Origin of the sequence: Paeniglutamicibacter quisquiliarum, from assembly GCF_019084045.1 — a bacterium.
Taxonomy (GTDB): Bacteria; Actinomycetota; Actinomycetes; order Actinomycetales; family Micrococcaceae; genus Paeniglutamicibacter; species Paeniglutamicibacter quisquiliarum.
In genome coordinates, this window is sequence record NZ_JAHRED010000001.1 from 1 (window position 1) to 13,900 (window position 13,900).

At 66.9% G+C, this 13,900-nt stretch carries 9 protein-coding genes; 7 read left to right on the forward strand and 2 right to left on the reverse strand.

The window, feature by feature from the left end; all coding sequences use genetic code 11:
• Positions 1–36: 36 nt before the first annotated feature.
• Positions 37–1,443: an aspartate ammonia-lyase gene (locus KRR55_RS00005; protein WP_217386993.1), complete on the forward strand. Its 1,407-nt coding sequence runs from the start codon at positions 37–39 to the stop codon at positions 1,441–1,443.
• A 56-nt stretch (positions 1,444–1,499) separates the two neighbouring features.
• Positions 1,500–3,029, forward strand: coding sequence for an amino acid permease (locus KRR55_RS00010; RefSeq protein WP_217386994.1), 1,530 nt, complete (start codon positions 1,500–1,502; stop codon positions 3,027–3,029).
• 106 nt (positions 3,030–3,135) lie between these two features.
• On the opposite strand, the gene bcp is transcribed toward KRR55_RS00010, so the two are convergent.
• The gene (gene bcp, locus KRR55_RS00015) at positions 3,136–3,612 is read right to left on the reverse strand and encodes a thioredoxin-dependent thiol peroxidase (protein WP_254455708.1); all 477 of its coding nucleotides are present in this window, start codon (positions 3,610–3,612) and stop codon (positions 3,136–3,138) included.
• Positions 3,613–3,915: 303 nt separating this feature from the next.
• Here bcp and KRR55_RS00020 point away from each other — a divergent pair, with 303 nt between their 5' ends.
• On the forward strand, positions 3,916–5,649 hold the full coding sequence (locus KRR55_RS00020; RefSeq protein WP_217386996.1) for an ABC transporter ATP-binding protein: 1,734 nt from the start codon (positions 3,916–3,918) through the stop codon (positions 5,647–5,649).
• Complete coding sequence (locus KRR55_RS00025; protein WP_217386997.1) at positions 5,650–7,722, forward strand: ABC transporter ATP-binding protein; 2,073 nt, start codon at positions 5,650–5,652, stop codon at positions 7,720–7,722.
• 174 nt (positions 7,723–7,896) lie between these two features.
• On the opposite strand, the gene KRR55_RS00030 is transcribed toward KRR55_RS00025, so the two are convergent.
• Entirely contained in the window at positions 7,897–9,810 is a 1,914-nt protein-coding gene (locus KRR55_RS00030; protein ID WP_217386998.1) for an FAD-binding monooxygenase, read from the reverse strand.
• A 299-nt stretch (positions 9,811–10,109) separates the two neighbouring features.
• On the opposite strand from KRR55_RS00030, the gene KRR55_RS00035 reads away from it, so the two are divergent.
• The 3 genes from KRR55_RS00035 to KRR55_RS00045 all read left to right on the forward strand — a co-directional run bounded on the left by KRR55_RS00035 (position 10,110) and on the right by KRR55_RS00045 (position 13,818).
• Entirely contained in the window at positions 10,110–12,227 is a 2,118-nt protein-coding gene (locus tag KRR55_RS00035; RefSeq protein ID WP_217386999.1) for an acyltransferase family protein, read from the forward strand.
• 121 nt (positions 12,228–12,348) lie between these two features.
• Entirely contained in the window at positions 12,349–12,993 is a 645-nt protein-coding gene (locus KRR55_RS00040; RefSeq protein WP_217387000.1) for a pentapeptide repeat-containing protein, read from the forward strand.
• A gap of 60 nt (positions 12,994–13,053) precedes the next feature.
• Positions 13,054–13,818 (forward strand): CPBP family intramembrane glutamic endopeptidase, encoded by a 765-nt coding sequence (locus KRR55_RS00045; RefSeq protein WP_217387001.1) that lies wholly within the window; start codon positions 13,054–13,056, stop codon positions 13,816–13,818.
• The last annotated feature ends 82 nt before the right edge of the window (positions 13,819–13,900 follow it).

Sequence of the window (13,900 nt, forward strand, 5' to 3'; positions counted from 1 at the left end):
GGAGAGCCATGTCCGAATCCACCGCCACCTTGCAGGTTGCCGCCCCCCCGCGCGACCCGCAGCGAACACGACCTGATCGGGGACAGGGATATTCCCGCGGAGGCATATTGGGGCGTGCACACGCTGCGCGCCGTGGAAAACTTCCCGATCACCGGCCAGCCGCTGTCCACCAACACGCACCTGGTCACGGCCCTGGCCATGGTCAAGCAGGCCGCCGCCCAGGCCAACCTGGAACTGGGACTGCTCGATGCAACCCGCGCGGCAGCCATCATCGAGGCCTGCCGCGAAATCATCGCCGGGAAGCTCCACGAGCAGTTCGTGGTCGACGTGATCCAGGGCGGCGCCGGGACCTCCTCGAACATGAACGCCAACGAGGTCATCGCCAACCGGGCACTGGAACTCATGGGCCACGCCAAGGGCGAGTACCGGTACCTGCACCCCAACGACCACGTGAACCTCAGCCAGTCGACCAACGACGTGTACCCCACCGCGGTGCGCGTGGCCACGATCTTCGGCGCCACCTCGCTGGTCGCCGCCATGGAGCACCTGGGCGCCGCCTTCGCCGCCAAGGCAGTGGAGTTCCGCACCGTGGTCAAGATGGGCCGGACCCAGCTGCAGGACGCCGTCCCGATGACCCTGGGACAGGAATTCAACGCCTACGCCGTCACCCTCGGCGAGGACCGTGCCCGCCTGGCCGAGTCCACGCTGCTGATCCACGAGATCAACCTGGGCGCCACCGCCATCGGCACCGAGCTGAACGCGCCGGTGGGCTACTCGGCCCTGGCCTGCTCGCACCTGGCTTCGATCTCCGGGTTGAAGCTGGAGACCGCGTTCGACCTGATCGAGGCCACCGCCGACGTCGGCGCCTTCGTCCACCTCTCCGGGGTGCTCAAGCGCGTGGCGGTCAAGCTCTCCAAGGTCTGCAACGACCTGCGACTGCTCTCCTCCGGCCCGCGCGCCGGGCTGGGCGAGATCGACCTGCCCGCCGTGCAGTCCGGCTCCTCGATCATGCCCGGCAAGGTCAACCCGGTGATCCCCGAGGTCGTGAACCAGGTGGCCTACGAGGTCATCGGCAACGACGTGACCATCACGATGGCCGCCGAGTCCGGGCAGTTGCAGCTCAACGCCTTCGAGCCGATCATCGTGCACAGCCTGACCAAGTCGATGCGCCACCTGGAGGCCGCCTGCACCACGCTGGCCGACAAGTGCATCGTGGGCATCACCGCGCACGAGGACAAGCTGCGGGCGCAGGTGGAGAACTCCATCGGCCTGGTCACCGCGCTGACCGTTCAGCTGGGCTATGCCGCCTCGACCAAGATCGCTGTCGAGGCCCTGTCCACCGGCCGCGGCGTGGCCGAGCTGGTCCTGGAGCACGGGCTGCTCACCGCGGCCCAGCTCAACGAGCTGCTGCGCCCCGAGCGCCTGGCCAACCTCAGCGAATAGCACCATCCGTTCCACCCTTGAGCACGCCCTAGACACTCCCCGAGAGGCACCTGCGCATGATTAGTGAAATCCCAGAAACCCGCACCACGCACCGCCCTGACACCCCCGGCTCGGCCCTGACCGCCGAGGACAAGGGGATGCACAAGGGCCTGAAATCCCGCCAGATCCAGATGATCGCCATTGGCGGGGCCATCGGCACGGGGCTGTTCATGGGCGCCGGCGGCCGTCTGGCGGGTGCCGGCCCGGCTCTGATGTTCAGCTACGCCGTGTGCGGGTTCTTCGCGTTCCTGATCCTGCGTGCCCTGGGCGAACTGGTCGTCCACCGCCCCTCCTCGGGCTCCTTCGTCTCCTACGCCCGCGAGTTCTTCGGCGAGAAGGCAGCGTTCGTGACCGGCTGGCTGTACTGGCTCAACTGGGCCATGACGGCCATCGTGGACATCACCGCGATCGCGCTGTACATGAACTTCTTCGCCAAGTACGTGCCCTGGATCGGTTCGGTCCCGCAGTGGGTGTGGGCGCTTGCGGCGCTGCTGATCGTGCTGGGCCTGAACCTGGTCTCGGTGAAGGTCTTCGGCGAACTCGAGTTCTGGTTCGCGCTGATCAAGGTCGTCGCGCTGGTCGGGTTCCTGGCGGTGGGCGTGTACTTCGTCATTTTCGGCACCCCGGTTGCCGGGCACGAGGTTGGCTTCTCCCTGATTGCCGACAACGGCGGGTTCTTCCCCAACGGACTGTTGCCGGTGGTTGTGGTGATGCAGGGAGTCGTGTTCGCCTACGCCTCGATCGAGCTGATCGGGACCGCCGCGGGCGAAACGCAGAACCCCGAAAAGGTCATGCCCAAGGCCATCAACACCGTGATCATCCGCATCGCCGTCTTCTACGTCGGCTCCCTGGTGCTGCTCTCGCTGCTGCTGCCCTACTCCGCCTACAAGGCCGGCGAATCCCCGTTCGTGACGTTCTTCGGTTCCATCGGCGTTTCGGGCATGGACTCGATCATGAACCTGGTGGTGCTCACCGCCGCGATGTCTTCGTTGAATGCCGGGCTCTACTCCACCGGGCGCATCCTGCGCTCGATGGCGCTTGCCGGATCCGCGCCGCGCTTCACCGCCAAGCTGAACAAGCAGGGTGTGCCCTATGGCGGCATCGCGCTGACCGCAGCGGTGGCGGGCCTGGGCGTGGTGCTCAATGCAGTGGTTCCGGCCGAGGCGTTTGAGATCGTGTTGAACATGGCGGCGCTGGGGATCATCGCCTCCTGGGGCATGATCGTGCTCTGCCAGCTGGCCCTTTACTGCCTGGCCAAGCGCGGGGGAGCGGTGCGTCCGGCCTTCCGGATGATCGGGGCGCCCTACACCGGCTACCTGACCCTCGCCTTCCTGCTGGCGGTTATCGTGTTGATGGCCTTTGACTCCCCGGTGGGCACCTGGACCGTTGCCTCGATCATCGTCATCATCCCGGCGCTGATGATCGGCTGGTACGCCTCGCGCGGCCGCATCCGGGACATCGCCGCCGCGCGGGCGAACGCCGACGCGCTCTCCGACCCGACGGGGAACCACGAGTTCTCGGTCACCGGGGCTTCCGACTCAGAGTAGGAAGCCGGAGGCGGCACCGGCGCGGACACGATCCGCGCCGGTGCCGCCGTCTTTAACTGCCCTGGCGCCGGCGCCTAGGCCAGCGGAGCCGTGCGCGGGTGGCTTCCTAGACCCCGAGTTCCTCGCGCAGCCTGGCCACATGGCCGTCGGCGGAGACGTTGTATTCGGCCAAAGTAACCTTGCCGTCCGGGCCAACCACCACGGTGCTGCGCAGGGTGCCGGAGAACTTCTTGCCGCTGACCTCTTTCTGCCCATACGAACCATAGGCGGCGGCCACCGCAAAATCAGGATCCGAGAGCAACGGGAAATTCAGCGACTCGGCCTCGGCGAACGAGGCCAGCGCATCGCCCTCGTCCGGGGAAATGCCCAGGACCTCGTATCCGGCGGCCCGCAGCGAGTTGAGGTTGTCCCTGAAATCGCAGGCCTCCGTTGTGCAGCCCTTCGTTGCCGCCTTGGGGTAGAAGTACACGACAACGTTCTTCCCCGCATAGTCGCCCAGCGAGACCTCCCTGCCTCGGGCATCGGCCAGGGTGAACCCCGGGGCGCGGTCGCCGGAGGACAAGGGTGTTGAAAGCAAGGACATGAAATTCTCCATTCGATCAAGCAAATTGTTGATGTCGTTTCCAGCCTAGGGTTTTCGCATGGACACCGAAAGGGAATCGGGAAAAACCGTGCGCTGCAAGGCATGATGTTTGCAGTCGCCAAATCACCCCCACATCCTGCGATGTACGGCCCCGGAAAAAATCAGTCTTAGGGAGGGTCAAACCGTGGGGCATCGAGGGTAGAGTGACCAATGCTTGGCTGAAAAATGCCGCGTTGCCGCCCTCGCGGGGCCACCAAACCATGGTGGATTCGTGCGGCTAAAAAATCATGAGGACACTGCCTGATGCTCTTAAAGCTCATACTTAGACATTCGAAACCCTACAAGTGGTGGATTGCCGCCGTGCTGTTCTTCCAGCTCGCCACCACCATCGCCACACTCTTCCTGCCCAGCCTCAACGCCCGCATCATCGACACCGGCGTGGTCAAGGGCGACACCGACTTCATCTGGCGCACCGGCGGCGTGATGCTTGCCGTCGCATTCGTCCAGGTGCTCACGGCCATCGCCGCCGTGTACTTCGGCGCGAGGACCGCCATGGCCATCGGCCGGGACCTGCGCCATTCCGTCTTTGACGCCGTCACCGCGTTCTCCGCGCAGGATGTGAACAAGTTTGGTGCAGCAACGCTGATCACCCGCGGCACCAATGACGTGCAGCAGGTGCAAATGCTGGTGCTGATGGGCCTGAATTTCATGGTCTCGGCCCCCATCATGTGCATCGGCGGCATCATCATGGCGCTGCGCGAAGACGTCGGCCTGTCTTGGCTGGTCTGGGTCTCCGTGCCCGTCCTGCTCGTGGTCGTCGGCGTCCTGGTCATCTTCCTGATGCCGCTCTTCCGCCAGATGCAGGACCGCATCGACGGAATCAACGGGGTGCTGCGCGAGCAGATCACCGGCATCCGCGTGGTGCGTGCCTTCGTGCGCGAACCCCACGAGACCGAGCGCTTCGAGGAGGCCAACGCCAAGCTCACCCGCGTGGGCGTGAAGGTCGGCAACCTCTTCGTGTTGATGTTCCCGCTGATCGGCATGATCCTGCACATCGCCACCGCCTCCGTGCTGTGGTTCGGCGGGCACCGCGTGGAGACCGGCGAAATGCAGGTCGGTGCGCTGACCGCATTCCTGCAGTATCTCCTGCAGATCCTCATCGCGGTGATGATGGGAACCTTCATGGCCATGATGATTCCCCGCGCCATCGTCTGCGCCGAGCGCATCGACGAGGTCACCACCATGGCCCCGAGCCTCACCGACCAGCACGAGCACGTCGCCGAGATGGACGCCCCGGGAACCATCGAGTTCCGCAACGTCACCTTCGGCTACCCGGGTGCCGAGGCCCCAGTGCTCAACAACATCTCCTTCACCGCCCGCCGCGGCGAGACCACCGCCATCGTCGGGTCCACCGGCTCGGGCAAGACCACGCTGCTGAACCTGATCCCGCGGCTCTACGACGCGAAGGAAGGCCAGGTGCTCGTGGGCGGGGTGCCGGTCACCAAGCTGACCCGCGCGCAGATTTCCACCTCGGTGGCCACCGTCCCGCAGCGCCCCTACCTCTTCTCCGGAACCGTCGCCTCCAACCTGCGCTTCGGCGCCGAGCACGCCAGCGACGAGGACCTGTGGGACGCCCTGCGCACCGCGCAGGCCGAGGACTTCGTCGCGGCACGCGAGGACGGCCTCAACGGGAAGATCTCCCAGGGCGGCACCAACGTCTCCGGAGGACAGCGCCAGCGCCTGTGCATCGCCCGGGCCTTGGCCGCGAAACCCGAGGTCTACCTCTTTGACGATTCCTTCTCAGCACTCGACGTGGCAACCGATGCGCATCTGCGGACCGCGTTGAAGGAACCCACCAAGGATGCGGCGGTCATCATCGTCGCCCAGCGCATCTCCACGATCACCGGGGCCGACCAGATCCTGGTCCTTGACCACGGCGAGATCGTGGCCCGCGGAACGCACGAGGAGCTCCTGGAATCCTCGGAAACCTACCAGGAAATCGTGACCAGCCAGCTGGCAGTGGAGGAGGTGGCCTAAATGGCAAAACGTACCAAGAAGGAAACGACAGCGGTCGTGGAACCAGAAGACGAGATCGACGAGTTCGACACGGCCGGGGCCTCCGACATGTTCGGGGACTCGGTGCCGGTCCGCAAGGCCAAGCACTTCTGGCCCTCGGCCAAGCGCCTGGTGGGGCTGCTGGCCCCGCAAAAACTCGGCATGACAGTGGTCCTGCTGCTGGCCGCGGCCGGCGTGGTGCTTTCGGTGATCGCGCCGAAGATCCTGGGCCAGGCCATGGACGTGATCTTCGCCGGCGCCATTGGCGGGAACATGCCCGCAAATGTCCCGGTGGAGCAGGTCATTGAGGGGCTGCGCGCCTCCGGGCAGAACGACCTGGCCGAGATGATGTCCAAGATGAACCTCATCCCCGGCGTGGGCATCGACTTCCCCTTGCTCAGCCGCTATATCCTCATCGTGCTCTCCATGTACTTCGTGGCCTCCCTGTTCATGTGGGCCTCGGGCTGGTTGCTGAACCGCCTGGTCATGAAGGTCGTCTATGGCCTGCGCCGCGACGTGGAGCACAAGCTCAACCGGCTGCCGCTGAACTACTTCGACACCCGCCAGCGCGGGGACCTGCTTTCGCGGGTCACCAACGACGTGGACAACATCCAGAACGCGCTGCAGCAGGCGATCAGCCAGCTGGTGCAGTCGCTGCTGACGGTCATCGGCATCATCATCATGATGTTCATCATCTCCTGGCAGATGGCGCTGATTGCGCTCATCGCGCTGCCGCTCTCGGCCGTCGCGGCCGGCGTCATCGGCTCCCGCGCCCAGGGGTTGTTCACCGCGCAGTGGAAGAACACCGGCGCGCTGAACGGGCAGATCGAGGAATCCTTCTCCGGCCACGACCTGATGAAGGTCTTTGGCCGCGAGCAGGACATGCTGGACCGCTTCCACGAGAAGAACGAAGAGCTCTACAAGGCATCCTTCGGCGCCCAGTTCGTCTCCGGCATGATCTTCCCGGTCATGAACTTCATCTCCTACCTGGCCTACGTCGGCATTGCCGTGGTCGGCGGGCTGCGCGTGGCCTCGGGGCAGATGTCCTTGGGCGACGCGACGGCGTTCATCCAGTACTCGCGCGAGTTCACGCAGCCGCTGGGGCAGATGGCCGGCATGGCCAACATGCTCCAGTCCGGCGTTGCCTCCGCGGAGCGCACCTTCGAGCTGCTGGACGCCGACGAGCAGGACGAGGACACCGTGACCGCGTCGCTTCCGGCCCGCACCGACGGCCACGTCGAGTTCGAGCACGTCACCTTCTCCTACTCGGAAGACAAGCCGCTCATCGAGGACCTGTCCTTCGAGGCGCACCCGGGGCACACCGTGGCCATCGTCGGACCCACCGGCGCCGGCAAGACCACGCTGGTGAACCTGGTCATGCGCTTCTACGAGCTGGACTCCGGGCGCATCACCCTGGACGGGGTGGACGTGACCCAGATCAGCCGGGCGGACCTGCGCTCCAAGGTCGGCATGGTGCTCCAGGACGCCTGGCTCTTCGGCGGCTCCATCCTGGAGAACATCCGCTACGGCCGCCTGGAGGCCACGGACGAGGAAGTCATCGAGGCGGCCAAGGCCACCTTCGTTGACAGGTTCGTCCGCGCCCTGCCCGAGGGCTACGACACTGTCATCGACGAGGAAGGCACCAACGTGTCGGCCGGCGAGAAGCAGCTGATCACGATCGCCCGCGCGTTCGTGGCCAACCCGTCGCTGCTGATCCTCGACGAGGCGACCTCCTCGGTGGACACCCGCACGGAGCTGCTGGTGCAGAAGGCCATGGCGGCGCTGCGCAGCGACCGGACCAGCTTCGTGATCGCGCACCGACTCTCCACGATCCGCGACGCCGACACCATCCTGGTGATGGAAGAGGGCAAGATCGTGGAACAGGGCAACCACGAGGTGCTGCTCGCGGCCCGCGGCGCGTACTACCGGCTTTACCAGTCGCAGTTCGCCGGCCCGGCGGAAGATGTCGACGCCGAACCCGCCCCCGGCGGGGCCCCGGCGTTGGAGGGCATCGCGCCCGGCCAGGAGTCGGAGACCGAGGACGCCAGGAGCTAGCCGCGAATCATTGACGGCCTGCCGTAGTTGGCGAAGGCGCGTGGCCGATGGGATCAACTGTTCCCATCGGTCACGCGCCTTTGTCGTCCCTGGACAGCCGGCGAGAGTTCAAGCGCGCGGGTCACCACGGGAGGCCTGAAACCTATCGTGGACCGCACGAAATTGTGCGGGCGGCTACACCAGCGCCGGGGCCCTCATGATGCCGGCGAAGAAGTCGGACAGCTCCGCGTGCGCATCCAGCGGCAGCACGTGGGCGACGTACTGGTCGGGGCGCACCACCACGATGGCGCCCTGTTCCCGGTTGATGCCGCGCGCCTCGAAGATGTCGTTCGCGGTGTCGGCGGTGAAGACCTTCTCGTAGTCGATGAGGCCCAGCGGCGCCTTGCGCGGCAAGAGGAACGCGGGGACCTGGCCGGGCTCCACGTCCCGGTGGTGCTGCTGGAGCACGGCGCGCACGTCGAAGACCGCGTCGTCGTCGGCCCCCGCCGGGGTGAATGCGCGCACGGGGGAGGAAGGATCCTGCCCCAGGTAGGCGCAGAACGCGGCCAGGCGCGAATCCCTGGCATCGGGGCGCGCGGCGTCGGCGAACGCGTAGATCCGCCAGCGGCCATCCGCCAGGGCCTGGTGGCCGAGCTCAAGCGGCTTGGCATCCGCAAGCCGGATCACCGGGGAGGAATGGAAACGCTCGCCCACCGGGAAACCGGAGGCCAGGTGTTCGTGGGTGTCCGGCCCGGTGATCATGCTCGGGGAATAGTCGGTGGCGAATCCGGCGGTGAAACGGCCGCCCTGGGTGAAGATGCCCTGGCGCTCGGCGGCGTCCATGCCGCCTGCCTCCGGGTTGGCGGGGTCCTTGGGCTTGGCCGCCATGGCGGTGGACCACTTCAGGTCGAAGTCGATCAGCTCCTGGGCGATGACCTGGCGCTCGGCGGAGTAGGTGTCCAGCAGGGATTCGGGGCTGCGGCCCTGCAGCACCGCCGCCAGCTTCCAGCCCAGGTTGAAGCCGTCCTGCATGGAGACGTTCATGCCCTGGCCGGCCTTGGCGCTGTGCGTGTGGCAGGCGTCGCCGGCGATGAACACGCGCGGGGTGCGCGTGCCGCGGTCCTCGGGAAGCACGTCGTCGAACCGCTCGGCGATGCGCTGGCCCACCTCGTAGACGCTCCACCAGACGATCTCCTTCACCTCAAGGGTGTAGGGGTGCAGGATCTTCTGCGCGGCCTCGATGACCGAGTCGGCGGTGAACCGGCTCCGGGCCTCGCGGTCGCCCGGTTCGATGTCGCCCAAATCGACGTAGAGGCGCACCATGTAGCCGCCCTCGCGCGGGATCAGGAGGATGGATCCGCCGGAGGCCGACTGGATCGCCGCCTTGAGGCGAATGTCCGGGAAATCGGTGACCGCCAGCATGTCCATGACACCCCAGGCGTGGTTGCGGGCGTCTCCCTGCATCTTGATGCCCAGCGACCGGCGCACGTTCGAACGGGCGCCCTCGCAGCCCACCGCGTACTTTGCCTGCACGGTGATCTCGTTGCCGGGCTCCTCGCCGGTGCGGCGCAGCGTCGCGGTGACCGGGTACTCGCCGGATTCGGCGATCACCACGTCGATGAGTTCCAGTCCGTAGTCGGGAACCAGCCGGGAAGGGGAGTTGGCCATGTGCTCGAAGAGCATGTCCTGCATGCGGGCCTGGTTCACGATCACGTGCGGGTACTCGGAGAGTCCCTCGGCGACGTCAAGGATCCGGCCGGTGCGTGCGATGCCCGCGGTTTCCGCAGGTCCCCAGAAGGTGGTCTCGTTGACCCAGTAGGCCTCGCGCATCAGGCGCTCGGCGAGCCCGAAGCCATTGAACATCTCCACGGTGCGGCAGGCGACGCCGTCGGCGTGCCCCAACTCCAGTGCCGCTTCGCGGCGCTCGACGACGAGCGTGGAGATGTCGGGGAATTCGGCCAGCTGCGCGGCAAGGACCGACCCGGCCGGGCCGGTGCCGGCGATGAGCACGTCAACCTGTTCGGGGAATGTTCCCGGGGTGCGGCGTCCGGGGGCCGCCGGGCGGATATCGGGGTCGCCCGGGCGGTAGCCATCCTGGTAGAACTGCATGGTGCTCCTTGGTCTGCTGCGCGTGGGGGCGCTGTGATCTGGCCTACCAACCGTAGGCGCGCGGGCCCCGGCACTGCCACAAGATTCTGCACACCAGAATCTTGTTAATGACCGGATTCGCGCCGGATTCCGCGCGGCGGCGGCGTGGCCCATGAAGCCAGCCCACCGCCCGGAGACCGGACGCTGGGCGGTGGGATAGGCTTGCGCGAGTGACAGCTTCAACCGGTTCCGTCCCGCCCCGAACACCGCACAGGCCCCAAGCCGCGGAGGCTCCGCGGGAAAATGCCAACGGTTCGTCGATGGGCTTTCGGGCCGACATCCAGGGGCTGCGTGCCATCGCCGTGCTGATGGTGATCATCCACCACCTGCGCCCCGGCGCGCTAAGCGGCGGATTCATTGGCGTGGACATGTTCTTCGTGATCTCTGGGTACCTGATCACCGCGCACCTTTTCCGGGAAATGCGCACCACCGGCACCATCAAGCTCGCAACCTTCTGGTCCCGGCGCATCCGGCGGCTGCTGCCCCTTGCCTTCACCGTGCTGCTGGCCAGCACGGGACTGGTCCTCGCCTTCATCCCCGCCACCGAGCACGGCACCATGTTCAAGCACATTGCCGCCGCCGGGTTCTACGTGGAGAACTGGGCGCTGGTCGCCGACGCCACCGACTACTCGGCCGCCGGGCAGATGGCCACCGTGGTGCAGCACTACTGGTCACTCTCGGTGGAGGAACAGTTCTACCTCGCCTGGCCGCTGCTGATCCTGGGCGCCGCATTCGCGGCCGGCAAATTGTTTCCCCGGTGGGGCAGGCGCCTCGGCGCTGGACGGCACGACGTCGCCGGCACCGGCGTCCACCGGCTCTTCCTGGCCACCATCGGCGCAATCACCGTGCTCTCCTTCGCCTACGGGCTCTGGGTCACCGCGGCCAGCCCGCAGGCGGCCTACTTCGACACCGCCGGACGCGCCTGGCAATTTGCCGCCGGCGGCCTGGTGGCCCTGTGGTGCGTGAACCGCGGCATCGGCGGGATCGGCGGTGCGCTGTTGGGGTGGGGCGGCGTCGCCACCCTGCTGGCCGGCGCGCTGCTGATCCCCACCGAGACCCGCTTCCCCGGCACCATGGCACTGGTCCCGGTGCTCGGCACAGCCGCGGTGCTCGCCGCCGCCGGCACCGGGCGGCCGGGGCTGCGCTGGTTCTCACATGCCACCTGGCTCTCCATCCGCCCGGTGCGCCGGGTCGGGGACGTGAGCTACGGCGCCTACCTGTGGCATTGGCCGCTGATCATCGTCGCCCCGTTCGTGCTGCACGCCGAACCGAAGTGGTACCACGAGGCAGGCATCCTGGCCTTGACCCTGGTTCTGGCCTGGATCTCCAAGTTGCTGATCGAGGACCCCTTCCGCTTCGGGGCGGTGCTCAGGCCGGTGCGCAATTCCCTGGTCTTTGCGCTGGCCGGAATGCTGGTGCTTGCGGGGGTTTCGTGGGCAGGCACCGCCGCCTCGGCGCAGAGCGCGAACCTGCCGCGGCTGGCGGCCTCCGACCCCTGCTACGGCGCCGGCACCCTCGCCAACCCCGCCGACTGCCTGCCCGTTGCCTCCGACTTCGCCCCGTACCCCTCGGCGGTCGCCGTCTCCCAGCAGGTGCGCGCCCCGTTGTTCCCGGGCTGCGAGACCGACACGCTGCAGGTGGGAGAGTCCAGCTGCAGGCTGGGAAACACCTCCAACCCGAAGCTGCGCGTTGCGGTGGTGGGGGACTCGCACGCCTCCGCCTGGTTGCCTGCCCTGGTGGAAATCGCCAACGCCCGCGACTGGGAGCTGGTCACCCACATCCGCTCCGGCTGCTCGCCTTCCCTCGCCGCGCTCAAGGGCTCCGAAAAGCTCAGCGGCACCGCCGAACGCCTGTGCACCGAATCGGTGCGCGCCCTGGGCCCGAGGCTTGCGGCGGATCCGGACCTGGACGCGGTCATCGTTGCGGCCCAGGGCAACAAGCGGTCCTGGGTTTCCTCCCCGGGCTACGAATTCACCGACCCGGCCACCGAGGGCTTCACCAGCCTGTGGCAATCCTGGATCGATGCCGGCAAGTCCGTCGCGGTGATCCACGAGGTGCCGCGCCTGGGCAACACGAACGTGCCAACCTGCGTGGCCTCGAACCCCGGGGACCCGCTGGCCTGCTCGGTGAGCCGCCAAAAGGGAATGTCGATTCGGCAGAACCTGCAAAAGGCGTTGGACAGCGACACCGCCCCGAAGGGCATCGTGCGGGCGGACTTGACCGATTCCATCTGCTCCCAGGAAACCTGCTTCGCCGTCGTCGGCTCGTTGATCACCTATTACGACCAGTCGCACCTCTCCCACGACTATTCCCGTTCGCTGGCTCCCATGCTCGCGAGGGAACTGGACCGGGACGAGGCCTTCGCCCTCGGCAGGTAGCGGCACCTTCCGGACACCGGCCGCGGCCTTCCGTCAAGCCGCGGACAGGTGAGAAAGCCAACGCGCGTGAGGGCCGGAATCGCCGGAATCGCCGCATAAGCTATTGCCCATGCCTGCCTCCGTGAAAGCCCCCCGCCTGCCCGCCTTCAAGGAACCGGCCACCACCGGGTCCGGGGACCTGACCGGGCTGGAAACGGACGGTCGGGCCGAGGGCCTGCTCTTCGAATCAGACGACGCCGCAGGGGTGGACCTGGAGGACGCGGTCTTCACCGAATGCATCTTCCGCGCGGTCTCCCTGCAGGGGGCGTCCATGGCCCGGGTGACGTTCGGGGACTGCCGCATCGAGGAGGTCAACGCCCCGGTGCTGGAGGCCCCCGACTCGGGCTGGTGGAACACCGCCGTGGTGGGCGGGCGCATCGGATCGGCCGAGCTCTACGGCTCCACCTTCCGCTCGGTCAAGTTCGAACGCGCCAAGCTCGGCTACCTGAACCTGCGCCGGGCGAAGATCAAGGACGTGGAATTCCGCGACGTGCACATCGAGGAGCTCGACGCCGGGGGAGCGAACCTGGAACGTGTCACCTTCATCGACTGCACCATCGACACCCTGGCGCTGAACGGCGCCAAGCTCAAGGACGTCGACTTGCGCGGGGCGCGCCTGCGCACGCTTTCGGGCATCACCTCGCTCAAGGGCGCCACGGTGAGCTTCGAGCAGCTCCTGGACCTGGCCCCGATCCTTGCCAACGAACTGGGCCTGCGCGTCCAATGAGCCCGGCGGGCCGCGGGGACGAGGCACCGGAACCGCGCAACGATCGGTAGGGTGGAAACCATGCACCAACACCCCGTTCCCTACCCGTACGCCCCGCCGCCCCGCAGGCGGCAACCGGTCTTCGACGCCGGGCCCATGCGGCGCGGGGACGTGGTGGTGCTGGGGACCTACCTGGTGCTGTTCATCCTGGGCGCCGGCGGCCTGCTGACGCTGGTCCCCGGGTTCGTCGAGGCCTTCAAGAACCATGACTCGGCGCAATTCGGCGTGAACCTCATCATCTACGTGGTGGTGTTCACCGGGGCCATCATCATGGGCTTCGAGGCACTGCGGGCCTCCTTCGCCACGTTCAGGTACCACCCGTGGGCCAAGGCCCTGATGGTCCCGGGCGGCTGGCTGGGGTCGCTGATCGTCAGCGCCGCCGTCCTGGTTTCCATGGGGAACCCGGTCAAGAGCGAAAACCAGCTGGCCATCGAGGGCATGACCCGATCGGTGCCGTTCCTGACGATGTTCGTGGTCACCGTGATCCTGGGACCCTTCGTCGAGGAATACGTCTTCCGCCACCTGCTTATCGGCAAGCTCAGCCGCCGGCTCAACGTCTGGGTCTGCGTGGCGATCTCGGTGGTGCTCTTCACCTCCCTGCACTTCGTCGGCGCCGGGTCCTTCGACCTGACCAGCGCGATCCCCTATACGACGCTGGGGATCATGATGTCCCTGGCCTACGTGCTCACGGGCAAGTCGCTGGCGTACTCCTATGTCCTGCACGTCTTCAACAACGCGGTGGCGCTGATCCTGTCCTACACGCTGCTGCCGCTGTTCCAGCAGTAGACATCGAACGAAAGACCGCCGCACACGTGAGTAGCGTTCCCGAAGATTCCGCGTCCTGGCGCGGCCACGCCCATGGCAGCGC

Bases quoted from the DNA above. Each gene is read 5' to 3' on its own strand.
- KRR55_RS00010 (WP_217386994.1), top strand. From the start codon at position 1,500: ATGATTAGTGAAATCCCAGAAACCCGCACCACGCACCGCCCTGACACC.
- bcp (WP_254455708.1), bottom strand. From the start codon at position 3,612: ATGTCCTTGCTTTCAACACCCTTGTCCTCCGGCGACCGCGCCCCGGGG.
- KRR55_RS00020 (WP_217386996.1), top strand. From the start codon at position 3,916: ATGCTCTTAAAGCTCATACTTAGACATTCGAAACCCTACAAGTGGTGG.
- KRR55_RS00025 (WP_217386997.1), top strand. From the start codon at position 5,650: ATGGCAAAACGTACCAAGAAGGAAACGACAGCGGTCGTGGAACCAGAA.
- KRR55_RS00030 (WP_217386998.1), bottom strand. From the start codon at position 9,810: ATGCAGTTCTACCAGGATGGCTACCGCCCGGGCGACCCCGATATCCGC.
- KRR55_RS00035 (WP_217386999.1), top strand. From the start codon at position 10,110: ATGGGCTTTCGGGCCGACATCCAGGGGCTGCGTGCCATCGCCGTGCTG.
- KRR55_RS00045 (WP_217387001.1), top strand. From the start codon at position 13,054: ATGCACCAACACCCCGTTCCCTACCCGTACGCCCCGCCGCCCCGCAGG.